Origin of the sequence: Nocardioides ferulae, from assembly GCF_003660455.1 — a bacterium.
GTDB classification, from domain to species: domain Bacteria; phylum Actinomycetota; class Actinomycetes; order Propionibacteriales; family Nocardioidaceae; genus Nocardioides; species Nocardioides ferulae.
On record NZ_QZVR01000022.1, the window covers coordinates 16,415 to 43,020 of the forward strand.

A 26,606-nucleotide genomic window follows, 5' to 3' on the forward strand; every position below is an offset into this window, starting at 1 on the left:
GGTGGACGACCTACTGGTGCGCTCCCTCGCGCCGTCGGTGATCGGTGTCCTCGTCCGCCGCGGAGCCGACTTCGCGGCGGCCGAGGACGCCGTCCAGGAGGCGCTGTTCCAGGCGGTGCGTGTCTGGCCGGCCGATCCGCCACGCGACCCGTTCGGCTGGCTGGTCACAGTCGCCTGGCACAAGTTCCTCGACGCCACCCGGGCCGAGGAGTCGCGCCGGCGCCGTGAGGACCTGATCGCCGACCAGCCCTCACCGGAGCCGGGCCCAGACCGCGACGACACCCTGCAGCTCTACTTCCTCTGCGCTCACCCCTCGCTCACCCCGGCCTCGGCCGTGGCGCTCACCCTGCGGGCGGTCGGGGGCCTCACCACCCGCCAGATCGCCGAGGCGTACCTCGTCCCCGAGGCCACGATGGCCCAGCGGATCAGCCGGGCCAAGCGGACCGTGGCGGGCGTCCGTCTCGACCAGCCCGGCGACGTCGCCACTGTGCTGCGGGTGCTCTACCTCGTGTTCAACGAGGGCTACTCCGGCGACGTCGACCTGGCGGCCGAGGCAATCCGGCTCACCCGGCAACTGGCCTCCTCGATCGCGCATCCGGAGGTGTCCGGTCTGCTGGCGCTGATGCTGCTGCACCATGCCCGGCGCGCGGCCCGCACCCGGCCCGACGGTGCCCTGGTGCCGCTGGCGGAGCAGGACCGTCACCGGTGGGACACCCGGCTCATCGCCGAGGGGGTCGAGGTGCTGCAGGGCGCCCTGGCCGCGGACCGGCTCGGTGAGTTCCAGGCCCAGGCGGCCATCGCCGCCCTGCACGCCGACGCGCCCACCGCCGCGCAGACCGACTGGGTGCAGATCGTCGAGTGGTACGACGAGCTCGTCCGGCTCACCGACAACCCTGTGGTCCGGCTGAACCGGGCCGTGGCGGTCGGCCAGGCCGACGGGGCCCGCGCCGGCCTCGCGGCCCTGGCCGGACTCGACCCGTCGCTCCCCCGCCACCAGGCCGTCGCGGCCTACCTGCACGAGCAGGACGGTGACCTCGCCGGCGCCGCCCGCCGCTACGCCGACGCGGCCCGGACGGCCTCGAACGCGGCCGAGCGCGACCACCTCACCCGACAGGCGGCCAGGCTGAACGCGGCGCTGCGCGCCGGCTGAGTCGGCCCGGCCAGGCTCAGGCTCCGGCGGCCCGCGGCGCGGTCGGGTCGGCGTCCTCGCCGGAGTGCTCGCGGGCGACGTACTCCTCGATGTCCTCGATGTCGTCGCGGTTGCGAGAGACCACCGCGAGCAGGTCGCTCATCGTGGCGACCTCCTCGACCTGCTCCTTGATGAACCACTGCATGAACTGCTCGGAGGCGTAGTCGTGCTCCTCCCGGGCGATCCGCAGCAGCTCGTTGATCTGCCCGGTGACCCGCTTCTCCTGCTCGAGGGCCAGCGCCACCGGCGCCACCACGTCCTCGAAGCCCGAGACCGGCGCCTCGACCCCGGGGAACCGCACCTCGGTGTCGGTGTCGAGGAGGTACTGCACCATCATCATCGCGTGCTCGCGCTCCTCGACGGCCTGGGCATAGAAGAACGCGGCCATCCGAGGCATCGTCAGCGCGTCGTAGTAGACGGCGCAGGCGAGGTACTGGTTGTGGGCGGCCAGCTCGTTGCCGATCTGGACGTTGAGCTGGTCGACGAAGCGCGGGGCGGTCATGGCAGCAGCCTAGAGGTCAGGTCGGCCACCGGATCAGGCGACCTTCTGCAGCGACTTCTTCGTCGCCTTCTTGCCGTCGGCGCGCACCAGGACCCGCTTCTTCACCGTGTAGCCCGGAGGGAGGGTGCCCTCCTTGAGCATCCGGATCGGGCAGCGCTGGCAGCGGTCCTTGGACACGCAGCACTTGGTCTTCGGCAGCTTCGCCACCTTGCTTCCAGGCTTGCTCCCAGGCTTGCTCGCGGCAGTCTTGGCCGCCTTGCCGCCCTTGCCTTTGCCCTTGCCCACCCGGGCACCATACCCCAGACGACTTAGGCAAGCCTCACCTTCAGCGAGAGGTTCTCGCTGATCGAGACCGTCGCCGGCCGGCCGACGTCAGTCCAGCCCGTTGGCCCTCCGGATCACCTCGACCATGCCGCCCATGATCTCGGTGAGGCCGAAGTCCTTCGGGGTGTAGACCGCGGCGACCCCGAGCTCCTTGAGTCGCCGGCCGTCGGAGTCGGGGATGATGCCCCCCACCACGACCGGTACGTCGCCCAGGCCGGCCTCGCGCAGCCCGTCGAGCACCGCGGGCACCAGCTCCATGTGCGAGCCGGACAGGATCGACAGGCCGACGCAGTGCACGTCCTCGGCCACCGCCGCGGAGACGATCTGCTCCGGGGTGAGCCGGATGCCCTGGTAGACGACCTCGAACCCGGCGTCGCGGGCCCGCACCGCCACCTGCTCGGCACCGTTGGAGTGGCCGTCCAGGCCCGGCTTGCCGACCAGCAGCCGCAGCCGGCCACCCAGCTCCTCGCCGGTGGCCTTGACCCGCTCGCGCACCGCGCGCAGCTCCGCGCCCGCCTCGGCGACGCCCACGGCACCGCTCACGCCGGTCGGGGCGCGGAACTCGCCGAAGACCTCGCGCAGCGTGCCGGCCCACTCCCCCGTGGTCGCGCCCGCGCGGGCGGCGGCCAGGGTGGCGGTCATCAGGTTCTTGTCGGTCTTGGCGTCGGCGGCCAGCTGCGCCAGCGCCTCGGCCACCGCAGCCTCGTCGCGCTGCTCCTTCCAGGCCCGCACGGACTCGATGGCCGACTGCTCGGCCTCGGGGTCGGCGGTCTGGATCGCGGCGTCGAGGTCGGCGGTCAGCGGCGAGGGCTCGGTGGTCTCGAAGCAGTTGACCCCGACGATCTTCTCCTCGCCCGACTCGATCCGGGCCCGGCGCGCGGCGTGGCTGCTGACCAGCGCCTGCTTCATGTAGCCGGACTCGACCGCCGCGATCGCGCCGCCCATCGCCTGCACCCGGTCGATCTCGGCCCGCGCACCCTCGACCAGCTGCGCGACCTTCGCCTCGACCACCTTCGAGCCCTCGAACAGGTCGTCGTACTCGAGCAGGTCGGACTCGAAGGCCAGCACCTGCTGCAGCCGCAGCGACCACTGCTGGTCCCACGGCCGCGGCAGCCCGAGGGCCTCGTTCCACGCCGGCAGCTGCACCGCCCGGGCCCGGGCGTCCTTCGACAGCGTCACGCCGAGCATCTCGAGCACGATCCGCTGCACGTTGTTCTCGGGCTGGGCCTCGGTGAGTCCGAGGGAGTTGACCTGGACGCCGTAGCGGAAGCGCCGCATCTTGGGGTCCTGCACGCCGTACCGCTCGCGGGTGATCTCGTCCCACAGCTGCACGAACGCGCGCATCTTGCACATCTCCTCGACGAAGCGCACGCCGGCGTTGACGAAGAAGGAGATCCGGCCGACGACCTTCTCGAAGTCGTCCTCGGAGACCTGGCCGGAGTCCTTGACCGCGTCCAGCACCGCGATCGCCGTGCACAGCGCGTAGGCCAGCTCCTGCACCGGCGAGGCACCGGCCTCCTGCAGGTGGTAGCTGCAGATGTTGATCGGGTTCCACTTCGGGATCTGGTTGACCGTGTAGGAGATGGTGTCGGCGGTCAGCCGCAGCGACTGCTCCGGCGGGAACACGTAGGTGCCGCGGGAGAGGTACTCCTTGATGATGTCGTTCTGGGTGGTGCCCGCGAGCCGGGCGGCCACCTCGTCCGGAGCCAGCCCGGGGTTCTGCTCCTCCGCGGCCACCTGGTAGAGCGCGAGCAGCCACATCGCGGTCGCGTTGATCGTCATCGAGGTGTTCATCTCGACCAAGGGGATGTCCTGGAACAGCCGGCGCATCTCGCCCAGGTGCGGCACCGGCACCCCGACCTTGCCGACCTCGCCGCGGGCGAGCGGGGAGTCGGGGTCGTAGCCGGTCTGGGTGGGCAGGTCGAACGCGACCGAGAGACCGGTCTGCCCCTTGGCGAGGTTGCCGCGGTAGAGCGCGTTCGAGGCCGCGGCCGTCGAGTGCCCGGCGTAGGTGCGCATCACCCACGGGCGCGCCTTCTCGGGACGCTCCTGCGGCTGGGAGGGATCGATGGCGCTGGTCGGCTCGCTCATGGGATCAGAGGGTAGGTCCTCGATTACCGCTTGGTAACGCCTCCGCCATGTGGGATGGCCGACACCGCGCGGGTGGGGCCTCGGCGAGCCCGGGTCAGGCGGGGGCGGCGGCTCGCTCGACCTCGACCGCCCGGGCCAGCCGGGACAGGTGCAGCAGGCGGCGCACGGTCGGCTGGCAGCCACGCAGCCGGACGTGGTGCCCGACCCGCTCGGCGTTGCGCGTGGCCGCCGCGAGCACCTTCAGGGCGGTGACGTCGACGCTGTCGACCAGGGAGAGGTCGATGACGACGTCGCTGTCGTGGGCGTAGAGACGCTCGTAGATGGCATCGCGCACCTGGGCGGTGCTGCGGCCGTCGAAGTAGCCGCTCAGCACCAGGGTCGCCCCGTCGGTCGTGATGTCCATCGTCGCTGCCGTTCTCCGCGGTCCCGAGCACCGCGGTGAGCCGTTGTCGGGTGACGCTGACGCGTCCACTACCCACAATGACGCTGCGAGAGCCGATCTGGTTGCACCGAGATGCCGACTTTTCCCGACGTGTCCCGTCGGCAGCCGAGCCGCGGCCCGGAGACCGACCAGCCGCCGGCGCCACTGGAGCACTAGAGTCGCGGCCATGGTCAACCTCACCCGCATCTACACCCGCACCGGCGACGGCGGCCGCACCCGCCTGGGCGACATGAGCGAGACCACCAAGAACGACACCCGGCTACATGCCTACGCCGACGTCGACGAGGCCAACGCCCACCTCGGCGTCGCCCTGGCCCAGGGCGCGCTCGAGGACGACGTCGTGGCGGTGCTGACCCACATCCAGAACGACCTCTTCGACGTGGGCGCCGACCTGTGCACGCCGGTGGCCGAGAACCCCGACTACCCGCCGCTGCGGATCACCCAGGACTACGTCGACCGGCTCGAGGCGTGGTGCGACCACTACAACGAGGCGCTGCCGAACCTGCGCTCGTTCATCCTCAACGGCGGCACGCCCGGCGCGGCGCTGCTGCACGTCGCCCGCACGGTGGTACGCCGGGCGGAGCGGGCCGCCTGGGCCGCGTTCGACGAGCACGGCGCGACCATGAACCAGCTGGCCATCACCTATCTGAACCGGCTCTCGGACCTGCTGTTCATCCTGGCCCGGCACGCCAACCGCGAGCAGGGCGACGTGCTCTGGGTTCCAGGCGGAGACCGCGGCTAGCGATCCTCGGTCGCTAGGAGATGTCGCGGCGCAGGGTCGTGACCCGGCCCAGCACCGCGAACAGCGCGGCGTACCCGAGCAGCACGGCGGTGCCGCCGGCCCGCGGCAGCAGGTCGAGCAGCCCGGAGGCGCTGTAGAGGCTGGAGCCCACCATCGCCTCGGCGGCCGCGCCGGGCAGCAGCTTCGCGACGTCCTCGAGGGCGGAGACCGCGGTGAGCCCCAGCCGCAGGATCGGCTCGACGAACTGGGTGAACGCCAAGATCACCACGACCGCCGCGACCTGGTTGGTCAGCAGCGTCCCGAGCCCGACGCCGATCACCGCCCAGACCGCCAGCGCCAGCACCGAGAACACCAGCTGGGTGAGCACCTCCCCGTCGCCGAGGAAGAGCGGCTGGTCGCGCAGCGCCAGCACCGGCGCCCCGCCGAGCACCGCGCCGAGGGTGCCGGCGACGCCGTGCACCAGGCCGACCGCGAGGCCGGCGGCCAGCTTGGCGAGCAGCACCCGGGTGCGCCGCGGCTCGGCCAGCAGCGTGGCGGTGATCGTCTGGTGGCGGAACTCGCCGGTCATCGAAAGCGCGCCCACGACCAGAGGGAAGACGTAGCCCAGCGACGCCGCCAGCGTGTACGCCGAGAGCGCGACGTCGCGCTCGGCCAGCGGCGGTGCCGAGGAGTCGCCGGTCAGCGTGGCGCCGCCCTCCGCACCGGAGAGCGAGAAGGCCATGGCCGCGCCGAGGAACGCCATGTAGCCCAGGAGCAGGAGCGCCAGCAGCCACCACATCCTGGTGGTGAGCACCTTGCGCAGCTCCATCCGCAGCACCTCGCTCATGCCGCGCCTCCCCTGACCGGCTCGGCCGGCTCGGTGCGGGCGGTGAGCCGGAGGAAGACGTCCTCGAGCGACGCGCCCTCCTCGGCGAGTCCGTGGAGCTCCAGGTGCGCAGTGTGGGCGGCGGCGCCGACGGCGGCCGGCGTCGTGTCGTCGAGCAGCATGCCGTCGGAGGTGCGAGTGGCGGCCCAGCCGTGCTCGGCCGCGAGCCGTTCGAGTCCGGCGAGGTCGGGGGTGACGACCCGCACCTGCCGGCTGGCGAGGGCGACCAGGTCGCCGAGCGGCGAGGCGTGCACCAGCCGGCCGCCGGCGATGATCACCACGTCGTCGACGGTGGCCTGCACCTCGCCGAGGACGTGGCTGGAGATCAGCACAGTGCGTCCCTGACCGGCGAGGAACCGCAGGAACCCGCGCAGCCACACGATGCCCTCGGGGTCCAGCCCGTTGGCGGGCTCGTCGAGCACCAGCACCCGCGGGTCGCCGAGGAGCGTGGTGGCGAGTCCGAGCCGCTGGCGCATGCCCAGGGAGAACCCGCCGACCCGGCGACCTGCCGCATCGGCGAGCCCGACCTGCTCGAGGACCTCGTCGCAGCGCCGGTCGTCGACGCCGGCGCGGGGAGCGTAGACGCGCAGATGGTCGCGGGCCGTGCGGCCCGGGTGGAAGGCGGCGGCCTCCAGGTCGGCGCCCACCACCGCGGTCGGCCGCTCCAGTGCGGCGTAGCGGCGGCCGCCGATGGTCGCGGTGCCGTGGTCGGGCCGGACCAGGCCGAGGAGCATCCGCAGCGTCGTGGTCTTGCCAGCCCCGTTCGGGCCGAGGAACCCGGTGACCGCGCCGGGGCGCGCGACGAAGCTCAACCGGTCGACGGCGCGCACGGCGCCGAAGCTCTTGGTCAGCTCGTGCACCTCGACGGGGATCGCGTCGCCTGCTCCGTCGACGGCGGTCATGACGCCACCCCTCCCTGGGTGCGCCCGGGGGCCGGGCGCGCGGCGAACACGGTGAGCGCCGCCGGCACCATCAAGGCGGCGACGACGAGCAGCATCTCCAGCGTGCCGACCCGGTCGCCCAGCATGCCGAGCAGCGGCGGGCCGGCCAGGAACGCGCCGTACCCGATCGTGGACACGACGCTGACCCGCGCGGCCGCGCCGATCGGGTCGTCGGCGGCCGCGCTCATCCCGACCGGGAAGCCGAGCGAGGCACCGACGCCCCAGACCAGGATGCCGACCGCGACGGGCAACCAGTGCCCTCCGAAGACCACCATCACCACACCGGCGGCCGAGGCGGCCGAGCTGGCCCACAGCACCGGGGCCCGGCCGAAGGCGTCCAGGGCGACGGGGCCGAACAGGCGCCCGGCCGTCATCGCCGCCACGAAGAGCGCGAACCCGGCGACACCGGCCCAGTGGGGCGCCTCGTAGCCGTCGATCAGCGCGAGGGTGAGCCAGTCGTTGGCGGTGCCCTCGACGACCGCGAACGCCAGCACCATCACGCCGATCGCGAGCGTGCGCGGCTCGGCCCACGCCGCCAGCACCCGGGTCGGCGTGTGCTCCTCGGGGGTCGGCGGCAGGAAGGTGCGCACCATCGTCATGGTCGCCAGCCAGCCGCCGACGACCAGGACCAGGACGTGGGCGACCATCGGCACGTCCCAGGCGGTGAGCGGGATGCCCAGGCCGGCGCCGGCGAAGCTGCCCAGGCTCCAGGCGGCGTGGAAGCGCGGCATCATCGTCCGCGCGAATCGGCGCTCGACCTCCGCGGCCTCGACGTTCATCGCGACGTCCCAGCCGCTGAAGCCCAGCCCGTAGACGAACAGGCCGACCGCGGTGGGCAGCACCGCGTCGACCACGGTCGCGCCGACCGCCGCGAGGATCAGCCCGACCGCGGCCAGGCTGGCCGCCAGCCGGACGACGTTCGCGGCGCCGAGGCGCTGGATCAACCAGCCGCTGCTCGGCAGCGCGATCAGCGACGCGGCGGACGCGGAGAGCAGCAGCAGTCCGAGGGCGCCGTTGTCGAGCGCGAGGTCGCTGCGCACGTCCGGCAGCCGCGAGACCAGCGTGGCGAACATGAAGCCGTTGAGCGCGAAGACGACGGCGACCGCGTTGCGGGTGGTGGTCAGCGCGGGCACTCCCCCATCCCACCGCACCCCACGGCCCAGCTCCAACTCCGGCGCCGCGTCTGATTCGCCACGTTCTTTACCGCGCCAGTGGGGACCACGGCGCGCGGTGCGTTCAGTGCAGCCGGGCGGCCCCCGGGGGGCCGGCCTCGAGCCAGGACTGAAGGCCGGTCAACGAGTCGGGACCCATCGCCAACTCGACCTCGCCCTCGGGCGTGCCGCAGACGACCACGACGTGTCCGGGGTAGAGCGACAGCTGCTCGGGACCCTCCGGTTCGCGGCGGCCGAGGTAGCGCAGCTCGGACCGGTGCCAGCGGCACCGCGGGCGTGGTGCCAGCGAGAAGATGCGGAACCACTCCAGCGTCTCGCCGGAGTAGCGGCCGAGCCCGAGAAGCCAACCGCGCCCGGCCCTGGTGGACCGGACGCGGAAGCTGAGCTCGAAGGTGCCGCCGTGACGCGAGAGCGCACGCCGGCGGACGATCAGGCAGACCCCGTAGAGCAGCACCAGCAGGAGCAGCGCGCCGGCTGCGTCCAGCAGCACCTGCCATACCGGCATGCGAGGCCTCCGTCGTCGGTCACCGGGACTCACCCGGGGCGCTCACCCTAGCGGGCCCCCGGTGACCGACGACGGTCGGGTCTGCCTCGTGGTCGGCGGTCGGTCAGCGCGCCTTCTCGACGGCCCGGATCCGCGCCTCGGCACGCCGCAGCCGCCGCTCCGCCTCGTCGGCGGGCAGCAGCCCACGGGCCGTCTCGAGCTCCGCGCGCGCCTCGTCGATGTCGATGTCCTCCGAGAGCACGACGTGCTCGGAGAGGATCGAGATCCGGTCGCCGGCCACGGAGAGGAACCCTCCGTCGGCCGCCGCGATGATCACCTCGTCCTCGTCGTCGCGGACGATCTCCACCACGGCGTCGGTGAGCAGCGAGAGCATCGGCGCGTGGCCGCGCAGCACTCCGACGTCGCCCTCGGTGGTGCGGGCGATGACCATCGTGGCGCTGCCGGACCAGACCGTGCGGTCGGCCGCGACCAGCTCCACGTGCAGGTGGTCGTCAGTCATCGTCGCCTCAGAGACTCTTCTGGATGTCGGCCCACTTGCGCTCGACGTCGTCGAGGCCACCGCACATGAAGAAGGCCTGCTCCGCCACGTGGTCGTACTCGCCGTCCGCGATCTTGTTGAACGCCTCGATCGTGTCGGACACGGGGACGGTCGAGCCCTCGATGCCGGTGAACTGCTTGGCCACGTAGGTGTTCTGCGAGAGGAACCGCTGGATCCGGCGGGCCCGGGAGACGATGATCTTGTCCTCCTCGGAGAGCTCGTCGACACCGAGGATCGCGATGATGTCCTGGAGCTCCTTGTTGCGCTGCAGGATCTGCTTGATCCGCACCGCGCAGCGGTAGTGGTCCTGGCCGATGTACTGCGGGTCGAGGATCCGCGAGGTCGACGTCAGCGGGTCCACCGCCGGGTAGATGCCCAGCGAGGCGATCTCGCGGGACAGCTCGGTGGTCGCGTCGAGGTGGGCGAACGTGGTCGCCGGGGCCGGGTCGGTGTAGTCGTCGGCCGGCACGTAGATCGCCTGCATCGAGGTGATCGAGTGACCGCGGGTCGAGGTGATCCGCTCCTGGAGCACACCCATCTCGTCGGCCAGGTTCGGCTGGTAGCCCACCGCGGACGGCATCCGGCCGAGCAGCGTGGAGACCTCGGAGCCGGCCTGGGTGAACCGGAAGATGTTGTCGATGAACAGCAGCACGTCCTGCTTCTGCACGTCGCGGAAGTACTCCGCCATCGTCAACGCGGAGAGCGCCACGCGCAGCCGGGTGCCCGGCGGCTCGTCCATCTGGCCGAACACGAGGGCGGTCTGCCCGATGACGCCGGCCTCCTCCATCTCGACGATCAGGTCGTTGCCCTCACGGGTGCGCTCGCCGACGCCGGCGAACACCGACACACCGCCGTGGTCCTTGGCGACGCGCGCGATCATCTCCTGGATGAGCACGGTCTTGCCCACACCGGCGCCACCGAACAGGCCGATCTTGCCGCCCTGGACGTAGGGGGTCAGCAGGTCGATGACCTTGATGCCGGTCTCGAACATCTGGGTCTTGGACTCCAGCTGGTCGAAGGCCGGGGCCTTGCGGTGGATCGGCCACCGCTCGGTGACCTCGAGCCGCTCGCCCTCGCCGAGGTTGAGGCACTCGCCGAGCGCGTTGAACACCCGGCCCTTGGTCACGTCGCCGACCGGCACCGAGATCGGGTCGCCGGTATCGGTGACCTGCGCGCCGCGCACGAGGCCGTCGGTCGGCTGCAGCGAGATGGCACGGACCATGCCGTCACCGATGTGCTGCGCCACCTCCATCGACAGCGTCTTGGCCTCGCCCGAGAGCTCCAGCTGGACCTCGAGCTTGTTGTAGATCTCGGGCATGGCGTCGACGGGGAACTCCACGTCGACGACCGGCCCGATGACCCGGGCGATCCGGCCGACGCCAGCCGAGCCCGCCTGGTTGGTCTCTTCAACCGTTGCAGTCATTTGTCTTCACTCACCTTGTGATTCGGTGTGGGGTTCGGGTGTCACTCGCTGGCGGCGTTGGCGTCGGCCAGCGCGTTGACGCCACCGACGATCTCGCTGATTTCCTGGGTGATGCCGGCCTGGCGGGCCTGGTTGGCGATCCGCGTGTACTTCTTGATCAGCTCCTCGGCGTTGTCCGTCGCCGACTTCATCGCCTTCTGCCGGGCCGCGAGCTCGGAGGCGGCGGCCTGGAGCAGCGAGAAGAAGATGCGGCTCTGGACGTACTGCGGGAGCAGCGCGTCGAGGACCTCCTCGGCGGAGGGCTCGAACTCGTAGAGCGGCAGCAGCTCGCTCTCCGCGGGGCGCCCCTCGTCCTCGACGACCTCCAACGGCAGCAGCCGCACGGCGGTGGGCTCCTGGGAGAGCATCGACCGGAACCGCGTGTAGACCACGTGGACCTCGTCGACGTCGCCGTCCTCACCCTGCTCCTTGAGGAACGAGTCGATCAGGGCGCGGCCGACCTCGGCCGCCACCTCGTAGGAGGGCTGGTCGGAGAAGCCCGTCCAGCTCTGCACCACGGGGCGGTTGCGGAACTTGAAGTAGGCCTCGCCCTTGCGACCGCAGATGTAGGTGTCGATCTCCTTGCCCTCGTCGCGCAGGCGCTCGGCCAGCCGCTCGTACTCCTTGAGCACGCTCGAGGAGTAGGCGCCGGCGAGACCGCGGTCGCTGGTCACGACCAGCACCGCCGCCCGCTTCGGGTTCTCCTCCTCGCGGGTCAGCGGGTGGTCGACGTCGGAGAACGTCGCCAGGGCCGACACCGCGCGGGTCAGCTCGCGGGCGTAGGGCGCGGCGGCCTGGGCCCGCTGCTGGGCCTTGATGATCCGGGAGGCGGCGATGAGCTCCATGGCGCGGGTGATCTTCTTCATCGACTCCGTCGACTTGATCCGCGCGCGGTACTCGCGCACCGAGAGAGCCATGTGAGATCAGCCCCGCTTCTGCTTGACGATCTGCTCCTGCTCGACCTCGTCGTCGCCCAGTGCCTCCGCCTCCGGCTCGTGGCCGACCTTGACCGAGCCCCCGTCGGAGGTCTCGAACTGGTCGAGGAACGAGTCGTAGGCGTCGGCGACGCTGCGCTCGGTGTCGTCCTCGAACTTCAGGGTCTCGCGGATCGTGGCCAGGATGCCGTCGTGCGAGCGGCGCAGGTAGTCGAGGAACTCGTGCTCGAAGCGCAGCACGTCGTCGGCCGGCACCTTGTCGAGACGGCCGCTGGTGCCCAGCCACAGGGAGACGGTCATCTCCTCGAGCGGGTAGGGCGAGTACGCCGGCTGCTTGAGCAGCGCCATCAGCCGCTGGCCGCGGTCGAGCTGCTGGCGGGACGCCGCGTCGAGGTCGGAGGCGAACATCGCGAACGCCTCCATGGCGCGGAACTGGGCCAGGTCGACCTTGAGCGATCCGGTGACCGCCTTCATCGCCTTGGTCATCGCCGAGCCGCCCACGCGCGAGACCGACACACCGACGTCGATCGCCGGCCGCTGGTTGGCGGCGAACAGGTCGGACTGCAGGAAGATCTGGCCGTCGGTGATCGAGATGACGTTGGTCGGGATGTAGGCCGACACGTCGTTGGCCTTGGTCTCGATGATCGGCAGACCGGTCATCGAGCCCGCGCCGAGCTCGTCGGAGAGCTTCGCGCAACGCTCGAGCAGGCGGCTGTGCAGGTAGAACACGTCGCCCGGGTAGGCCTCACGGCCCGGCGGGCGGCGCAGCAGCAGCGACACCGCGCGGTAGGCCTCGGCCTGCTTGGTCAGGTCGTCGAAGACGATGAGGACGTGCTTGCCCTGGTACATCCAGTGCTGGCCGATGGCCGAGCCGGTGTAGGGGGCGAGGTACTTGAAGCCCGCGCTGTCGGAGGCCGGCGAGGCGATGATCGTGGTGTACTCCAGGGCGCCCGCGGCCTCGAGCGCGCCACGCACCGAGGCGATCGTCGAGCCCTTCTGGCCGATCGCGACGTAGATGCAGCGGACCTGCTTCGTCGGGTCGCCGGAGTCCCAGTTCTGCTTCTGGTTGATGATCGTGTCGATCGCGATCGTGGTCTTGCCCGTCGACCGGTCGCCGATGATCAGCTGCCGCTGCCCGCGACCGATCGGCGTCATCGCGTCGATCGCCTTGATGCCGGTGGCCAGCGGCTCGTGCACCGACTTGCGAGCCATCACGCCCGGCGCCTGGAGCTCGAGGGCACGGCGTCCCTCGGCCTCGATCTCGCCGAGGCCGTCGATCGCGTTGCCGAGCGGGTCGACGACCCGACCCATGAAGTTGTCGCCGACCGGGACCGAGAGGATCTCGCCGGTGCGGCGCACCGACTGGCCCTCCTCGATGCCCTCGAAGTCACCGAGGATGACGACACCGATCTCGCGGGTGTCGAGGTTCAGCGCCAGGCCCAGCGTGCCGTCCTCGAACTCCAGGAGCTCGTTGGCCATGGCCGACGGGAGGCCGCTCACGCGGGCGATGCCGTCACCGGCCTGCGCCACGGTGCCGACCTCTTCCTTGCTCGCGGCGTCGGGCTGGTACTCGGACACGAAGCGCTGCAGCGCGTCCCGGATCTCGTCCGGACGGATCGAAAGCTCCGTCATCTCTGCCTACTCTCTTGGGCTCTCTGGGGCTCTACGTACAACGGATGTCTGGGGTTCGGGGCGGCAGCGGCTCAGCCCGCGAGCGCCCGGCGTGCCTCGTCGAGGCGGGAGGAGACGGTGCCGTCGATGACGTCGTCGCCGATGGCGATCCGCAGACCACCGACCAGCTCCGGGTCGACCACGACGTTGAGGTGCACAGGCCTGCCGTACTGGGCCGACAGGGTGCGCTGCAACCGCTCCTGGTCCGAGGCGCTCAGCGCAGCAGCGACCCGCACCTCGGCAACGGACTCCTGGTGCACGGACGCGGCGACCTTCTGGTACTCCTCGATCGCCACGCCCACGGTCCGGTACGAGCCGGCCAGCGCCTGCTCGGCCAGCGCCAGCGTGGCCGGCAGCACCCGGTCGCCCAGCAGGCTGCTCAGCAGCCGCCGCTTGTCGGCCACCGACCGCGACCGGTCCGAGAGCGCGTTGCGCAGCTCGGACTCGTCGTTGACCAGCCGGCCCACGGCGAACAGCTCGTCGGAGAGCCGACGAGCGTCGGCGTCACCGGCGGAGCGCACGGTGGCGACCACCCCGAGGTGCTCGAGGGCGTCGGCCAGGTCGCGCGCCAGGGTCCACCGGCTCGCCACCGCCTCGCCCACCAGTTGCAGCGAGACGGGGTTGACCTTGCCCTCGAGCAGCCCACGCATCAGCCCGGCCCGGGCCTGGCGGTCCTTGCCGGGGTCGGTGGCGCTGCGCCGCAGCGCGGGCTCGGAGCGCAGGATCTCCGCGACCGCGAAGAGGTCCTTGCCGACCCGAGCCAGGTCGGTCGAGCCGGCCGCCTGGTTCAGCTGCTCGGTCAGCCCGGTCGCCGCCTCGGCCGAGGCCCCGCGCAGGTTGCTGGGCAGGGTCATCGGCTGGTTCCCTCGAGGCTCTCGAGGTCGGCCAGGAACCGGTCGACCACGCGGGCCGAGCGCTCGTCGTCGGCGAGGCTCTCACCGACGATCCGCCCCGCGAGCGAGGTGGCGAGGGTGCCGACCTCGGCCCGCAGCGAGGTGACCGCCTGCTGGCGCTCCGCCTCGATCTGGGCCTTGCCGGCCCCGACGATGCGGTCGGCCTCGGTCTGCGCCTGCTGCCGCATCTCGGCGATGATCTGGGCACCCTGCTCGCGCGCCTCCTCGCGGATCCGCGCGGCCTCGTGCCGGGCCTCGGCGAGCTGCTGCTCGAGCTCGGCCAGCTTGGCGTCGGCGGCGGCCTGCTTGGTCTCGGCCGCCTCCAGCCCGCCCTCGATGGCCTTGGTGCGCTCGGCGAAGGCCCGCTCGAAGTTCGGGACGACGAACTTCGCGACGGCGAAGAGCAGCACCAGGAAGACGGCCGTGCCCAAGATGATCTCGGACAGGTGCGGGATGAGCGGGTTCAGCTCCTCCGCGGCCTGGATGGAATCACGCATGTGTCACCTCGTGGTCTTCCGGACTCCCGACCGGATCACTGAATGGCGAAGGCGAGCGCGATACCGATGATGGCCAGCGCCTCGGCGAGCGCGAAGCCCAGGATGGCGATCGACTGCAGTCGGGACTGCGACTCGGGCTGGCGCGCGACGCCGTTGATGTAGGCGGCGAAGATCAGGCCCACGGCGATGGCCGGGCCGATCGTCGCGACACCGTAGCCGAGCATGTTCAGAGAGCCTTCCACGGCTTTCCCTTTCGTCGTGACGCGTGCGCGTCGTATGTGCGGATCGAGCGAACTTCGAGGGGTACTTCGAGGGTATGCAGTTGTGGTCGGGCGGCGGGCCGCCGACTTCTCAGTGGTCCTCGGCGACCGCGCCCGCGACGTACATCGCGGTCAGCAGCGTGAAGACGTAGGCCTGCAGGAACATCACCAGCAGCTCGAGGGCGCTGACGGCGAAGAACATCACGAACGACATCACGCCGCCGAAGATGTTCATCAGCGAGGAGCTGGCCTCGAAGAGGAGGTACTCGCCGCCGAGCGCGAACAGGATGAGCAGCAGGTGGCCGGCGAACATGTTGGCGAACAGACGCAGCGCCAGCGTGACCGGCCGGACCACGATGTTGGAGAGGAACTCCAGCGGGATGATCAGGGCGAGCACGGGGCCGCCCACGCCGCCGGGGACGGTGGTGTGCTTGATGTAGCCCCACACGCCGTGCTTCCACATGCCGGCGCCGTTGTAGAGCAGCCAGGACAGCGCGGCCAGGCCGTAGGCGTAGCCCGAGTGCGAGAACGTCGGGAACTGGACCAGCGGGATCATGCCGAAGTAGTTGTTCACGAGCACGAACAGGAAGAGCGTGAACAGGTAGGGCACGAACTTCATGAAGTGCTCGGAGCCGATGGAGTCGCGCGCGATGCTGTTGCGGACCCCTCCGTAGACGAACTCTCCGGCGAACTGCAGCCGGCCCGGCACGACGGCCGCGCGCCGCGACATGGCGTAGGTCAGCGCGAAGATGAGCACCGCGGAGAGCACGATCATCACCATCGGCTTGGTGACCTCGCCGAAGATCGGCGGCAGGTCGAAGTCGGCCGGCCCCGGCGGGGTGAAGCCACCGCCGCTCGCCATGGGGGCGAGCGTGGTAGCGAGGTTCCCAGCGATCAACGCCGTGTCTCCTTCGTGTAAGTCACTCGTCCGAGGCGCTGGGCGCCCCGAACCGCTTCATCACCAGGTAGATGCCGAGCCCGGCCCCGAACACGATGCCGAGGGCCACCAGGAAGGTCGTCCCCAGCCAGCGATCGGCCAGCCAGCCGAGGCCACCGTAGAAGAGCACCCCGGCCAGCAGGTAACTGACGGCCTGCCAGGGATCCACCGACGGCGGCTCCGGGTCTGCGTCCCCCACGTGTCTCGGTGCCATCGGGCACCGGACTGTAGCAGTCGGTCGGGGTCATCGCGTCCCCGCCCCGTGGTCGTCCGACCCGCGGTCGGGCAGCACGAAGATCGGGATCCGGGCCCGGGTGGTGACGGCGACCTGACCGGCCATCCAGATCAGCGTCGCGCCGATCACCGAGCCCGCCACCCAGCCCCGGTCCAGCTTCTCGTCCAGGACCGCGGAGTCGGCCAGGGCGGCCAGCGCGACGAGCACCAGCAGCACCTGCAGGAAGTAGGTCAGCAGCGCGATCATCAGCGCCGCCTCGGGCATCAGCCCCGAGACGACGTTGACGGCCGCGGCGCCGCCCGAGAACACGACCGTGACCAGCGCGGTGCCGACCAGAACGCTCCAGGCGGCCGCCGGCCCCTGGGCCAGCCAGCCGATCGCGGCGACCAGCATCCCGGCCAGCACGGACACCCCGACGGTGCGCACGAGGATGCCGCCGATCGAGTGCGAAGTGCCCAGTCGGCGGCCGACGGGCGGTCTGTCTCGGGCCCTGCCTCGCGCAGACCCGGGTCGCCCGGCGGGGCGGTTCTCGGTCGTCATGAGGCGGCCGTTCCTGGTCGGGGTCGAGGGGGTGACGCACGGTCGCGGACCGAGGTCGGAGCGGCTTCTCCAGCCGCTCGTGAAAGTTATCACAAGGTCTTTGGACCCTAGAAATGGAACGTTCCAGGGCGGATCCTCCCCCGCAGCCGGGCTGGCGCCGCTCTAGGCGACCGGCTTGCGGGGCCGGTGCAGCATCGGCAGGGCGAACGTCGCCACCAGTGTGACCGCGGTCATCGACGCCAGCGTGCCCCACAGGGCCGGACCCGTGTAGAGGCTGGCCAGCACGGTGCCGAACGCCACCAGCCCGGCCCACAGCCACATGATGAACACCGCTCGCCGCTGGGTGTGCCCGATCTCCAGCAGGCGGTGGTGCAGATGCTGCTTGTCGGGAGCGAACGGCGAGCGCCCGGCGCGCGTTCGCCGCACCACGGCGAGCACCAGGTCGGCGATCGGGACCAGCAGCAGCGAGACCGGCAGCAGCAGCGGCAGCAGGGTCGGCAGGAGGCTGGACCGCGAACCCGACGCCCCCTGCGAGATCTCGGGTCCGGGGAACTGGCCGGTGAGGGTGATCGCGCTCGCCGAGAGCACCAGCCCGATGAGCATCGACCCGCTGTCGCCCATGAACAGCCGGGCCGGGTGGAAGTTGTGCACGAGGAAGCCCACACAGGCACCGGCCAGAGCGGCCGTCAGCAGGGCCGGTGTGGTCGCTCGCGAGGCGTCGTTGAGACGGGTGAGCTCGTAGCAGAACAGGAAGAACGCGATCGCCCCGATGCCGACCACCCCGGCGGCTAGGCCGTCGAGGCCGTCGACGAAGTTCACGGCGTTGACGGTGGCCACCACGATGAACCCGGTGAGCAGCGCGCCTTGGGCGTTGTCGAGAGACAGCTGCTCGCCGTCCGGGAGCGGGAAGAGGATGTACTGCACCCCGAACGCGATCAGGAACGCCGCCGCGAGCATCTGGCCGCCCAGCTTGGTGAGCGCGTCGAGCTCGAACAGGTCGTCGAGCACCCCCACCGCGCAGATCATCGCCCCGGCGATCAGCACGATGCCCGCGTCGTGGAAGACGAACGGCCCGCTCAGCGACAGGAACGGCAGCTCACGGGCCACCAGGTAGGCGGCAACCAGGCCGCCCAGCATGGCCAGCCCGCCCAGGTAGGGCACCGGCTCGGCGTGCACGTCCCGGTCGCGGACCCGGGCGACCGCGCCGGTGCGCAGCGCGATCTCGCGGGCCACCACGGTCAGCAGCGACGTGACGGTCGCCGCCACCAGGAAGACCAGGAGGTACTCGCGCACGCCTCAGCCCTCGTCCACCAGCGCGGCCCCCGTCGGCTCCAGCACGGCGTTGAGCTCCTCGAGCGACAGCGCACCCAGGCGCAGCACCCGGCCCGGCGTGACGGTCGCGTCCACGATGGTGGACGCGGCCCCCCCAGGCGACTCACCGGCGTCGACCAGCACCGACACCGACTGTCCGAGCATCTCCTCGGCGGCGTCCGCGGTGGTCGCGGCCGGCAGGCCGGTGCGGTTCGCCGAGCTCACCGCGAGGGGGCCGGTGCGTTCGAGCAGCTCGCGCGCCACGTCGTGGTCGGGCATCCGCACCGCGACGGTGCCGCGTGTGTCGCCGAGATCCCACTGCAGCGAGGACTGCTGGTGGCAGACCAGGGTGAGCGGCCCGGGCCAGAACTCATCGACCAGGGTGCGCGCCCACGGCGGGACCCGCACCGCGAGCGCATCGAGGGTGGTGGCCGCGCTGACCAGCACCGGCGGAGGCATGTCGCGACCGCGGCCCTTGGCGTCGAGCAGTGCCCGCACGGCCGCCGGGTCGAAGGCGTCGGCGCCCACCCCGTAGACCGTGTCGGTGGGCAGCACGACCAGCTCGCCGCGCTGGACCGCCAGCGTCGCCGCCGCGACCGCGGCCTCGCGATTCTCGGGGGTGTCGGTGGGGAAACGCTCGCTCACGACGCTGATCCTGCCAGTGTGGCCGTCACGAAGCGCGGCCGACCGGCCAGGTCGCGGTGGTCGCGCACCTCACGCCACCGGCCGGTGTCGGTGAACACCGCCGGCGCGGACTCGCCCTGCTGGTCGGCGTGCTCCACCGCCACCACTCCCCCGGGCCGCAGCAGCAGCGCCGCCCGGCGCTCGAGCACCCGGATCGCGTCGAGCCCGTCGGCGCCCGAGAAGAGCGCGAGGTGCGGGTCGTGGTCGCGTGCCTCCGGAGCGACGGACTCCCACGCCTCCAGCGGGATGTACGGCGGGTTGCAGGTGAGCACGTCGACTCGGCCCAGCAGCTCCTCGAACACCTCGGCCATGTCGCCGAGCCGTAGCTCGACGCCGGTGCCGGCCAGGTTGCGCTCGGCCCAGGCATGGGCGGCGGGGTCGAGCTCGGCGGCGTGCACCCGGGCGGCCGGCACCTCGTCGGCGATGGCCCGAGCGATCGCCCCCGAACCCGTGCACAGGTCAAGGACCACGGGCTCGGAGAGCGCTGCGGCGCGCTCGACCGCCCACCCGGCCAGCAGCTCGGTCTCGGGCCGCGGGACGAACACCCCGGGCCCGACCTGGAGGTCCACGTGCCGGAAGGCGGCCACGCCGGTCAGGTGCTGCAGCGGCGTCCGCCCGGCGCGCCGGGTCACCAGCGCGGCGTACCGCTCGGCGTCGCCGGCGCTCACCTCGTCGACGAGCGGCAGCCGGCCGCGCGAGCAGCCGAGCACGTGCGCGAGCAGCTCGGCCGCGTCGTGCTCCGGGCTCGCCACCCCCGCCTCCCGCAGCCGCGCCGTCCCCTCGTGCAGCAGTTCTCGCCGACCCGTCACTGCTCCAGGGCCTCGAGCCGGGCGGCCAGGTCCGCCTCGACGCAGGAGTCGAGCAACGGCTGCAGGTCGCCGTCGAGCACCTGGTCGAGGTTGTAGGACTTGTAGCCGGTGCGGTGGTCGGAGATCCGGTTCTCCGGGTAGTTGTAGGTGCGGATCCGCTCGGAGCGGTCGACGGTGCGAACCTGGCTGCGGCGAGCCTCGCTGGCCTCCGCGTCGGCCTCCTCCTGGGCGGCGGCGAGCAGCCGGGAGCGCAGGATGCGCAGTGCCTGCTCCTTGTTCTGCAGCTGGCTCTTCTCGTTCTGGCAGGAGACCACGATGCCGGTGGGCAGGTGGGTGATCCGCACCGCGGAGTCGGTGGTGTTGACGCTCTGGCCGCCCGGGCCGCTGCTGCGGAACACGTCGATGCGCAGGTCGTGGTCGTCGACCTCGACGTCGACCGGCTCGGCCTCCGGCAGCACCAGCACCCCCGCGGCGCTGGTGTGCACCCGGCCCTGCGACTCGGTGACCGGCACCCGCTGCACGCGGTGCACGCCGCCCTCGAACTTGAGCAGCGCGTACGGCGCCTCGCCGGGCTCGGGCGTGCCCTTGGCCTTGACGGCCACCGTCACCGACTTGTAGCCGCCCAGGTCGGACTCGGTGGCGTCGAGCACCTCGACCTTCCAGCCCCGCCCCTCGGCGTAGCGGGTGTACATGCGCAGCAGGTCGCCGGCGAACAGCGCGGACTCCTCACCGCCCTCGCCGGACTTCACCTCGAGGATGACGTCCTTGTCGTCGGTGGCCTCGCGCGGCACCAGCAGCCGCCGCAGGCGCTCCTCGGCCTCGGCGCGCCGAGTGGTCAGCAGGTCGACCTCGTCGGCGAAGGCGGCGTCCTCGGCGGCCAGCTCATGCGCCGCCTCGAGATCCTCGCCGAGCCGGCCCCACTCGCGCCAGGCGCCGATCACGGCGGACAGCTCGGCGTACCGGCGGTTGAGCTGCTTGGCGAGGCGTGCGTCGGCGTGCGTCTCGGGCGCCGCCAGCTGCGACTCGAGCGCGGTGTGCTCGGCGAGCATGCCCTCGACGGCCTCGAACATGGCGGCTCCCGGTGGGTGGCTTCGGTGGGTGACCCGGGGCCGTCGATCCGGCCGGGCCCAGGCACAGCACGGGCGCCGGCCCCCCGCATGCAAGCGGGGCGACCGGCGCCCGGAGACGGCTACTTCTTGTTCTGGGTGGCCTTCGCGTAGCGGGCCTCGAACCGGGCCACGCGGCCGCCGGTGTCGAGGATCTTCTGCTTGCCGGTGTAGAACGGGTGGCACTGCGAGCAGACGTCGGCGTGGATCTTGCCGGACGTCGCGGTGCTGCGCGTGGTGAACGTGCTACCGCAGGTGCAGGTCACCTCGGTGTCGACGTACTCGGGGTGGATGTCCTTCTTCATGGTGTCCTCTCTGGGCCGCCGGGTCGCCGACCGCGCTCTGCGGACGACGTGAACCGGAACCGGCACGCAATTGTGCCACCCTCCAGAACACGGCGGTAATCGGTGGCATTCCGCCGACGACGGCCGGTCAGGAGGCCGCCGTCACCCGCCCCCGCTCGACCGGCCCCACGACCGGCCCGGAGACCGGCTCCACGACCAGCGGGGCAGGCTGGAGCCGCAGCCGCAGGGCGACGGTCGTGCCGACGCCCTCACGGGACTCGATGACCACGTCGCCGCCGTGCCGGTCGACGATCGTCTGCACGATGCGCAGCCCCAGTCCGGTGCCGGCGATCTCGTTGGTGACCGCGTTCGACGCCCGGAAGAACCGGGTGCCGAGCCGGTCCAGCTCTGCCGCCGGGATGCCGATGCCGTGGTCGGTGACCGACACCACGACGTCGTGGCCGACGTGCCGGGCGGAGACCTCGACCTGGCCCCCCTCTCGGCTGAACTTCACCGCGTTCGTCAACACGTTCAGGAAGGCCCGTTGCAGCATCGCCCGGTCGGCCAGCACCGGGAGCGGCTCGGCGATGTCGACCCGGACGCCGATGGAGCGGCGGGCCGCGGTGATCCGGACGTCGGTGACCGCGTCGCGGAGGATCCCGCCGAGCTCGCCCTGCTCCAGGTCGGCCGGCCGACTCTCGGCCTTGGAGAGCGTGAGCAGGTCGTCGATGAGCGTCTTCAACCGGGTCACGTTGCGCCGCGTCGCCTCCAGGATGCGCTCGTGGCGCGGCTCCATCTTGCCCTCGAACTCCTCGGCCACCAGCTCCAGGTAGCCGCTGATCGTCGTGAGTGGGGTGCGCAGCTCGTGCGACACGTTGGACACGAAGTCGTCCTTCGCCGTGTCGAGGACCCGCAGCTCGTTCTGGATGCGGGACTCCACTGCCTGGGCCCGGGCCTGGGCGTCGGCGAGGTCGTTGAGCGCGGCCGCGACGGCGCGCACCTCCTTCGGGCCGTGCTCGGCGGCCCGCACGTGCGACTCGCGGCGGGCCATCTTGTGGACCACCGACTCCAGCCCGCGCAGCGGCTCGGACAGCTCGACGAGGAACCTGCGCTTGGCCCGCCCGAGAAGCAGCGTGGCCAGGACGGCCAGGGCGACGACGCCGAGGATGGTGCCGCGCAGCACCCACGTCACCTGCCGGTCGGCGCTGCGGACCCGGGCGTCGAGCGCACCCTGGGTCTGCTGGTGGGCGGACAGCACATCGGCATAGAGCTCGTCACCGGCTCGAGACAGCCGGCGCTCCTGCTGGAGCGAGCCGGCGGCTCCCTCGCCCGTCCTGGCGATGCGCGGCGCGGCGTAGTCGGAGATCCACAGCCCGACGGCCTCCTCCTGCTCGGACACCAGCCGGGACAGCCCGGAGGAGCCGGCGACGGCGGCTCGGACCTGCCCCTGGTGCCCGGAGAGGCGCGAGCGCGCCTGGTCGTAGGCGTCGACGGCGGAGGGCTCCCGGGTCAGCGCCCAGTCGGACGTCGCGGCGTCCATCTCGGTGAGGTCCTGCAGGACCGCCCGGTTCGCCGCCACCGCGGGCTCGAGGTCACCGGTGAGCCTGCTGACCGCGACACTCGCGGCCACCACGCCCGCGACGGCAACCAGGGCCACCACGCAGACCACCGCACCCACTCGGGCCAGCACCGCGGTGACCAGCCCTGCCACCGTGCGTCCGTTGCTCGCTCCGAGCGCCATGTCGAGCATCCCCCTGCCTGAGTTCCCCCGCACAGACTCGGCAGGGGCCGAGTCCGCTCCGCCCACCGTAACGCCCGGTGGCGTGAGACGGGCGACACTTCGCTCCGCACGGCGCGTCTGTTGAGCGGCTGTGGCGAAGTTGTGGACTTGTCCTCACGATCGGTCGCCGGGGAGCCACGAAGGCTCCGGCCGGAGACCCGCCCTAGTGGGCGCGGGCGAGCAGCGCCTCGACGCGCGAGGCCAGCTCACGCGGGCTGAACGGCTTGGTGATGTAGTCGTCGGCACCGGAGTCGAACCCGGTCTCGACGTCGGACTCCTGGGCGCGGGCGGTGAGCAGGATGACCGGCAGGTCGGCCAGACCCGGGTCTGCCCGGATCGCGCGGATCGCCTCGAGCCCTGAGACACCGGGCATCATCACGTCGAGCACCGCCAGGTCGGGGCGTCTGGCCTGGCAGGCCTCCACCGCGGCCGCACCGTCTGCGACTGCCACGATGTCGTGCCCGAGCGTGGAGAGCTTGAACTCGACCAGCTCACGGATGTCGACGTCGTCGTCGGCCACCAGGATCCGTGCCACGACATCCCCTTCCCCTCTGGGTTCTGCGTGACTGCCCGCGGAGTGTGCGGGGTCGCGTTGCGGGAGTCGCCCACTGCCACGCCCGTTCGGGGTTCAGCCTATCCGCGATCTGGGCGCCGCGTCGGAACTCGCCGCAGAGTCCGGCGCCCGGCGTCCGCACAGAACGGTGTCAGTCCTCGTCGACGCCGTCCGCGGCCGGGGTCGTCTTCTGGATCTGCATCAGGAACTCCACGTTGCTCTGTGTCTTCCGCAACCGCTCGAGCAGCAGCTCCAGGGCCTGTTGGCCGTCGAGCCCGGAGAGCACCCGGCGCAGCTTCCACACGATCGCCAGCTCCTCCTTGCTGAGCAGGAGCTCCTCTCGGCGGGTGCCCGACGCGACGGCGTCGATCGCGGGGAACAGGCGCTTGTCGGCGAAGTCGCGGCGCAGCCGGATCTCCATGTTGCCGGTGCCCTTGAACTCCTCGAAGATCACCTCGTCCATCTTCGAACCGCTCTCGATCAGCGCGGTGGCGAGGATGGTCAGGGAGCCGCCGTTCTCGATGTTGCGCGCGGCGCCGAAGAACTTCTTCGGCGGGTAGAGCGCCGCAGAGTCCACGCCCCCGGACAGGATCCGGCCGCTGGCGGGGGTCGACAGGTTGTAGGCCCGCCCCAGGCGAGTGATGCCGTCGAGGAGCACGACCACGTCGTGGCCCAGCTCGACCAGCCGCTTGGCCCGCTCGATCGCCAGCTCGGCGACCGTCGTGTGATCGGACGCCGGCCGGTCGAAGGTGGAGGAGATCACCTCGCCCTTCACCGAGCGCTCGAAGTCGGTGACCTCCTCGGGACGCTCGTCGACCAGCACCACCATCAGGTGGCACTCCGGGTTGTTGGTGGTGATCGAGTTCGCGATCATCTGCAGGATGATCGTCTTGCCCGCCTTGGCCGGCGACACGATCAGACCCCGCTGCCCCTTGCCGATCGGTGCGGCCAGGTCGACCACCCGACCGATCAGGTTGTCGTGCCCGGTCTCGAGGCGCAGCCGCTCGGAGGGGTAGAGCGGGGTCAGCTGTGCGAACTCGACCCGGTGCTTGGCCGCCTCGGGGTCGGCCCCGTTCACCGAGTCGATGCGCACCATCGGGTTGAACTTCTCGCGCCGCTCGCCCTCCCGCGGCTGACGGACCTGGCCCACCAGAGCGTCGCCGCGGCGAAGGCCGAACTTGCGCACCATCGACAGCGAGACGTAGACGTCGTCGGGGCCTGCCAGGTAGCCGCTGGTGCGCACGAAGGCGTAGTTGTCGAGGACGTCGAGGATGCCGGCCGCCGGGACCAGGACGTCGTCGTCGAGGATCGTGGTGTCCGGCTCCCCGCGCTGGCCCGGACGCGTCCGCTCGCGGTCTCGTCCTCGGCGCCGCCGGTTGCGGCCGCGGCCGTCGCCGTCCAGGTCGTCCTGGTCGCTCTGGTCGCGGTTCTGGTCCCGGTCGCGGTTCTGGCTCTGGTCGCGGTTCTGGTCCCGGTCGCGGTTCTGGTTCTGGTCGCGGTTCTGGTTCTGGTCGCGGTTCTGGCTCTGGTCGCGGTCCCGGTTCTGGCTCTGGTCGCGGTTCTGGCTCTGGTCGCGGTTCTGGCTCTGGTCGCGGTCCCGGTTCTGGCTCTGGTCCCGGTCCCGGTTCTGGCTCTGGTCCCGGTCGCGCCGCTGCCCCTGCTCGCGCTTCTGGCCCTGCTTCTGGTCCTGCTCGCGCCCTTGCTTCTGATCCTGCTCGAGACCCTGCTTCTGGTCCTGCTTCTGGTCCTGCTGGTCCTGCCGCTCCCGCGGTCCGCCCTGCTGCCGCCCACGAGAGTCACGGCGCTCCGGCGCGGGCTCGCCGTCGCTCGCGGACGCCGTCGAGTCGGTGGGTGCCTCCGCACCGGTTCCCTCGGCGGTCGTGTTGCGCTGCCGGACCCGCCGCGTGCGGGTCGCCGTCACGCCGGCCGCCGGTGTTTCGGCACCGTCCTGGGCGGGAGTCGCCGGCGAGGCGGCGGCCTGCGCCCCGGTCTGGGAGGCCTTGATGGCCTCGACCAGCTGTGCCTTCTTCATCGAGCCGGCACCGGGGATGCCCATGCCTGCGGCCATCGACTTCAGGTCGGCGAGCAGCATCGAGCTGAGCCCACCACCGCGCTTCTTCGGCGCCGGCGACGCCTCCGTGCCGGCGGACGACCCCGACGCAGGGGAGGTGGGTTCGGAGGTCTGGGTCACGTGAGGTCCTTCCCACGTATCAGTGCCGCAGCAGCCGCGATGGACTGTCGGCAACGGGGTCTGGCTCTCCTCGCCGCAGCAGAGCGGAGTGGCGTGCGGACGAGGTCCGCACAAGAGGGAGAGTGTGTGCACCTGGGCTCGGCCGCAGGCACTGCGCCAGGATCTGCGGCGCCCGGCAAATGTAGCACCAGGCTCGCGGCTTGTGGCATCGGACACCCCAGCTGGGACCGGTCAGGCCAGCACCCGGGCACCCTCGACGTCGACGGCCAGGTGGTGGGCGGTCCAACCCTGCGGTGCCCGGGCCAGCAACCGTCGCGTGGTCGGCGCCTCGGAGGCCTCCGAGAAGGCCAACACGGTCGGGCCGGCACCCGAGATGACCGCCGGCACACGCTCGGCTCGCAGCCGCTCGACCAGCTCCAGCGAGGCCGGCATCGCCGTCCTGCGGTAGCCCTGGTGCAGGTAGTCGCGGGTGGCCAGGAACAGGTGCTCGGGCTGGCCCGCCAGGGCGGCCACCAGCAGGGCCGCACGACCGGCGTCCGCGGCGGCGTCCGCGTGGGGCACCTGAGCGGGCAACAGCGTCCGGGCGGTCCGGGTGCTCACCAAGTCCGGGGGCACGAACACGACCACGCCCACCCGCGGGTCGACCGCGGACGGGACCGCGAAGAACGCCTCGTCCTGGCGGCCGGAGATGACGAACCCACCGAACAGGGCCGGGGCGACGTTGTCGGGGTGACCCTCGAGCGTCGCGGCCAACCGGAACAGCGCATCGTCGTCGAGGAGCAGCGAGCCGCCCGCCACCAACGCCCGAGCCAGCACCAGCCCACCCACGATCGCCGCCGAGGACGAGCCGAGGCCGCGGGCATGCGGTACGACGTTGCCGCACGAGAGACGCAGGCCGGGCGGCCGGGCGCCCATCTCGGTGAACGCCGCGCGCATCGCCCGCACCACCAGGTGCCGCTCGTCACGGGGCAGCTGCTCCGCCCCCGCGCCGGTCACCTCGATGCTCAGCCCGTCGGCGACCACCTCGGCCTCGAGGTGGTCGCGCAGCCCCAGCGCCAGTCCGAGCGAGTCGAATCCGGGCCCCAGGTTGGCCGAGGTGGCCGGGACCGAGACTCGGACCGGACCCTCGACGAAGGTCACCACGGCC

Annotated in this window: 29 protein-coding genes; 2 read left to right on the forward strand and 27 right to left on the reverse strand. The window is 71.7% G+C overall.

All coding sequences use genetic code 11. The features are described from left to right. Position 1 precedes the first annotated feature (1 nt). Complete coding sequence (locus D6B71_RS18985; protein WP_121258020.1) at positions 2-1,150, forward strand: RNA polymerase sigma factor; 1,149 nt, start codon at positions 2-4, stop codon at positions 1,148-1,150. 16 nt (positions 1,151-1,166) lie between these two features. Here the strand turns inward: D6B71_RS18985 and D6B71_RS18990 are convergent, their stop codons facing one another. The 4 genes from D6B71_RS18990 to D6B71_RS19000 form a co-directional block, all read right to left on the reverse strand. Continuing rightward, on the reverse strand, positions 1,167-1,691 hold the full coding sequence (locus tag D6B71_RS18990) for a ferritin (protein WP_121258022.1): 525 nt from the start codon (positions 1,689-1,691) through the stop codon (positions 1,167-1,169). A 33-nt stretch (positions 1,692-1,724) separates the two neighbouring features. Next, positions 1,725-1,976, reverse strand: coding sequence for a hypothetical protein (locus tag D6B71_RS22510; RefSeq protein ID WP_126688326.1), 252 nt, complete (start codon positions 1,974-1,976; stop codon positions 1,725-1,727). An 87-nt stretch (positions 1,977-2,063) separates the two neighbouring features. Further along, a complete protein-coding gene (locus D6B71_RS18995; RefSeq protein WP_121258024.1) occupies positions 2,064-4,106 on the reverse strand; it encodes a protein meaA in 2,043 nt (680 codons plus the stop codon). A 94-nt stretch (positions 4,107-4,200) separates the two neighbouring features. Beyond that, positions 4,201-4,509, reverse strand: a complete 309-nt coding sequence (locus tag D6B71_RS19000; protein WP_121258026.1) for an STAS domain-containing protein — start codon at positions 4,507-4,509, stop codon at positions 4,201-4,203. Positions 4,510-4,714: 205 nt separating this feature from the next. Here D6B71_RS19000 and D6B71_RS19005 point away from each other — a divergent pair, with 205 nt between their 5' ends. Next, positions 4,715-5,290, forward strand: coding sequence for a cob(I)yrinic acid a,c-diamide adenosyltransferase (locus D6B71_RS19005; protein ID WP_121258028.1), 576 nt, complete (start codon positions 4,715-4,717; stop codon positions 5,288-5,290). 13 nt (positions 5,291-5,303) lie between these two features. Here the strand turns inward: D6B71_RS19005 and D6B71_RS19010 are convergent, their stop codons facing one another. The 23 genes from D6B71_RS19010 to thrB all read right to left on the reverse strand — a co-directional run bounded on the left by D6B71_RS19010 (position 5,304) and on the right by thrB (position 26,599). Beyond that, positions 5,304-6,116 (reverse strand): ABC transporter permease subunit, encoded by an 813-nt coding sequence (locus D6B71_RS19010; RefSeq protein ID WP_121258030.1) that lies wholly within the window; start codon positions 6,114-6,116, stop codon positions 5,304-5,306. Beyond that, on the reverse strand, positions 6,113-7,057 hold the full coding sequence (locus D6B71_RS19015) for an ATP-binding cassette domain-containing protein (RefSeq protein WP_121258032.1): 945 nt from the start codon (positions 7,055-7,057) through the stop codon (positions 6,113-6,115). The genes D6B71_RS19010 and D6B71_RS19015 overlap by 4 nt, the downstream gene beginning before the upstream one ends. Further along, positions 7,054-8,229, reverse strand: coding sequence for an MFS transporter (locus tag D6B71_RS19020; RefSeq protein ID WP_121258034.1), 1,176 nt, complete (start codon positions 8,227-8,229; stop codon positions 7,054-7,056). Before D6B71_RS19020 ends, D6B71_RS19015 begins: the two co-directional genes overlap by 4 nt. 103 nt (positions 8,230-8,332) lie before the next feature. Continuing rightward, complete coding sequence (locus tag D6B71_RS19025) at positions 8,333-8,773, reverse strand: DUF2550 domain-containing protein (RefSeq protein ID WP_121258036.1); 441 nt, start codon at positions 8,771-8,773, stop codon at positions 8,333-8,335. Between the two features lie 103 nt (positions 8,774-8,876). Next, positions 8,877-9,272, reverse strand: a complete 396-nt coding sequence (locus D6B71_RS19030) for a F0F1 ATP synthase subunit epsilon (protein WP_121258038.1) — start codon at positions 9,270-9,272, stop codon at positions 8,877-8,879. A 7-nt stretch (positions 9,273-9,279) separates the two neighbouring features. Beyond that, positions 9,280-10,734 (reverse strand): F0F1 ATP synthase subunit beta, encoded by a 1,455-nt coding sequence (gene atpD, locus D6B71_RS19035; protein ID WP_121258040.1) that lies wholly within the window; start codon positions 10,732-10,734, stop codon positions 9,280-9,282. Between the two features lie 41 nt (positions 10,735-10,775). Beyond that, the gene (locus D6B71_RS19040; RefSeq protein ID WP_121258042.1) at positions 10,776-11,690 is read right to left on the reverse strand and encodes a F0F1 ATP synthase subunit gamma; all 915 of its coding nucleotides are present in this window, start codon (positions 11,688-11,690) and stop codon (positions 10,776-10,778) included. Positions 11,691-11,696: 6 nt separating this feature from the next. Beyond that, positions 11,697-13,340, reverse strand: coding sequence for a F0F1 ATP synthase subunit alpha (gene atpA / locus D6B71_RS19045; protein ID WP_121258044.1), 1,644 nt, complete (start codon positions 13,338-13,340; stop codon positions 11,697-11,699). A gap of 71 nt (positions 13,341-13,411) precedes the next feature. Beyond that, complete coding sequence (locus tag D6B71_RS19050) at positions 13,412-14,233, reverse strand: F0F1 ATP synthase subunit delta (protein WP_121258046.1); 822 nt, start codon at positions 14,231-14,233, stop codon at positions 13,412-13,414. Continuing rightward, positions 14,230-14,769, reverse strand: coding sequence for a F0F1 ATP synthase subunit B (locus D6B71_RS19055; RefSeq protein ID WP_121258048.1), 540 nt, complete (start codon positions 14,767-14,769; stop codon positions 14,230-14,232). Before D6B71_RS19055 ends, D6B71_RS19050 begins: the two co-directional genes overlap by 4 nt. Before the next feature lie 35 nt (positions 14,770-14,804). Beyond that, on the reverse strand, positions 14,805-15,011 hold the full coding sequence (locus D6B71_RS19060; RefSeq protein ID WP_121258050.1) for a F0F1 ATP synthase subunit C: 207 nt from the start codon (positions 15,009-15,011) through the stop codon (positions 14,805-14,807). 109 nt (positions 15,012-15,120) lie between these two features. Then, positions 15,121-15,891, reverse strand: coding sequence for a F0F1 ATP synthase subunit A (gene atpB, locus D6B71_RS19065; RefSeq protein ID WP_121258052.1), 771 nt, complete (start codon positions 15,889-15,891; stop codon positions 15,121-15,123). Positions 15,892-15,949: 58 nt separating this feature from the next. Then, a complete protein-coding gene (locus D6B71_RS19070) occupies positions 15,950-16,180 on the reverse strand; it encodes an AtpZ/AtpI family protein (RefSeq protein WP_121258054.1) in 231 nt (76 codons plus the stop codon). Positions 16,181-16,210: 30 nt separating this feature from the next. Then, entirely contained in the window at positions 16,211-16,627 is a 417-nt protein-coding gene (locus tag D6B71_RS19075; protein ID WP_121258056.1) for a hypothetical protein, read from the reverse strand. Positions 16,628-16,903: 276 nt separating this feature from the next. Next, positions 16,904-18,034 carry a glycosyltransferase family 4 protein gene (locus D6B71_RS19080; RefSeq protein WP_121258058.1) on the reverse strand — a complete coding sequence of 377 codons (1,131 nt, stop codon included), beginning with the start codon at positions 18,032-18,034 and terminating at the stop codon, positions 16,904-16,906. Positions 18,035-18,037: 3 nt separating this feature from the next. Then, positions 18,038-18,697, reverse strand: coding sequence for an L-threonylcarbamoyladenylate synthase (locus tag D6B71_RS19085; RefSeq protein ID WP_121258060.1), 660 nt, complete (start codon positions 18,695-18,697; stop codon positions 18,038-18,040). Beyond that, entirely contained in the window at positions 18,694-19,545 is an 852-nt protein-coding gene (gene prmC, locus D6B71_RS19090) for a peptide chain release factor N(5)-glutamine methyltransferase (RefSeq protein WP_121258062.1), read from the reverse strand. The genes D6B71_RS19085 and prmC overlap by 4 nt, the downstream gene beginning before the upstream one ends. After that, a complete protein-coding gene (gene prfA / locus D6B71_RS19095) occupies positions 19,542-20,615 on the reverse strand; it encodes a peptide chain release factor 1 (RefSeq protein WP_121258064.1) in 1,074 nt (357 codons plus the stop codon). Before prfA ends, prmC begins: the two co-directional genes overlap by 4 nt. Positions 20,616-20,734: 119 nt before the next feature. Further along, positions 20,735-20,956 (reverse strand): 50S ribosomal protein L31, encoded by a 222-nt coding sequence (rpmE, locus tag D6B71_RS19100; RefSeq protein ID WP_121258066.1) that lies wholly within the window; start codon positions 20,954-20,956, stop codon positions 20,735-20,737. Positions 20,957-21,083: 127 nt separating this feature from the next. Then, positions 21,084-22,676 (reverse strand): sensor histidine kinase, encoded by a 1,593-nt coding sequence (locus D6B71_RS19105; protein ID WP_126688327.1) that lies wholly within the window; start codon positions 22,674-22,676, stop codon positions 21,084-21,086. A 202-nt stretch (positions 22,677-22,878) separates the two neighbouring features. Then, on the reverse strand, positions 22,879-23,250 hold the full coding sequence (locus tag D6B71_RS19110) for a response regulator transcription factor (RefSeq protein ID WP_121258070.1): 372 nt from the start codon (positions 23,248-23,250) through the stop codon (positions 22,879-22,881). A gap of 169 nt (positions 23,251-23,419) precedes the next feature. Next, positions 23,420-25,459: a transcription termination factor Rho gene (gene rho / locus D6B71_RS19115; protein WP_121258072.1), complete on the reverse strand. Its 2,040-nt coding sequence runs from the start codon at positions 25,457-25,459 to the stop codon at positions 23,420-23,422. 231 nt (positions 25,460-25,690) lie between these two features. Continuing rightward, positions 25,691-26,599 (reverse strand): homoserine kinase, encoded by a 909-nt coding sequence (gene thrB, locus D6B71_RS19120; RefSeq protein WP_164519744.1) that lies wholly within the window; start codon positions 26,597-26,599, stop codon positions 25,691-25,693. Positions 26,600-26,606 lie beyond the last annotated feature (7 nt).

Bases quoted from the DNA above. Each gene is read 5' to 3' on its own strand.
- D6B71_RS19105 (WP_126688327.1), bottom strand. From the start codon at position 22,676: ATGGCGCTCGGAGCGAGCAACGGACGCACGGTGGCAGGGCTGGTCACC.
- atpA (WP_121258044.1), bottom strand. From the start codon at position 13,340: ATGACGGAGCTTTCGATCCGTCCGGACGAGATCCGGGACGCGCTGCAG.
- D6B71_RS19040 (WP_121258042.1), bottom strand. From the start codon at position 11,690: ATGGCTCTCTCGGTGCGCGAGTACCGCGCGCGGATCAAGTCGACGGAG.
- D6B71_RS19000 (WP_121258026.1), bottom strand. From the start codon at position 4,509: ATGGACATCACGACCGACGGGGCGACCCTGGTGCTGAGCGGCTACTTC.
- D6B71_RS19010 (WP_121258030.1), bottom strand. From the start codon at position 6,116: ATGAGCGAGGTGCTGCGGATGGAGCTGCGCAAGGTGCTCACCACCAGG.
- rpmE (WP_121258066.1), bottom strand. From the start codon at position 20,956: ATGAAGAAGGACATCCACCCCGAGTACGTCGACACCGAGGTGACCTGC.
- D6B71_RS19005 (WP_121258028.1), top strand. From the start codon at position 4,715: ATGGTCAACCTCACCCGCATCTACACCCGCACCGGCGACGGCGGCCGC.
- prfA (WP_121258064.1), bottom strand. From the start codon at position 20,615: ATGTTCGAGGCCGTCGAGGGCATGCTCGCCGAGCACACCGCGCTCGAG.
- D6B71_RS19050 (WP_121258046.1), bottom strand. From the start codon at position 14,233: ATGACCCTGCCCAGCAACCTGCGCGGGGCCTCGGCCGAGGCGGCGACC.
- D6B71_RS19025 (WP_121258036.1), bottom strand. From the start codon at position 8,773: ATGCCGGTATGGCAGGTGCTGCTGGACGCAGCCGGCGCGCTGCTCCTG.
- D6B71_RS19015 (WP_121258032.1), bottom strand. From the start codon at position 7,057: ATGACCGCCGTCGACGGAGCAGGCGACGCGATCCCCGTCGAGGTGCAC.
- atpB (WP_121258052.1), bottom strand. From the start codon at position 15,891: ATGGCGAGCGGCGGTGGCTTCACCCCGCCGGGGCCGGCCGACTTCGAC.
- D6B71_RS18990 (WP_121258022.1), bottom strand. From the start codon at position 1,691: ATGACCGCCCCGCGCTTCGTCGACCAGCTCAACGTCCAGATCGGCAAC.
- D6B71_RS19070 (WP_121258054.1), bottom strand. From the start codon at position 16,180: ATGGCACCGAGACACGTGGGGGACGCAGACCCGGAGCCGCCGTCGGTG.
- atpD (WP_121258040.1), bottom strand. From the start codon at position 10,734: ATGACTGCAACGGTTGAAGAGACCAACCAGGCGGGCTCGGCTGGCGTC.
- D6B71_RS19055 (WP_121258048.1), bottom strand. From the start codon at position 14,769: ATGCGTGATTCCATCCAGGCCGCGGAGGAGCTGAACCCGCTCATCCCG.
- D6B71_RS19030 (WP_121258038.1), bottom strand. From the start codon at position 9,272: ATGACTGACGACCACCTGCACGTGGAGCTGGTCGCGGCCGACCGCACG.
- D6B71_RS18995 (WP_121258024.1), bottom strand. From the start codon at position 4,106: ATGAGCGAGCCGACCAGCGCCATCGATCCCTCCCAGCCGCAGGAGCGT.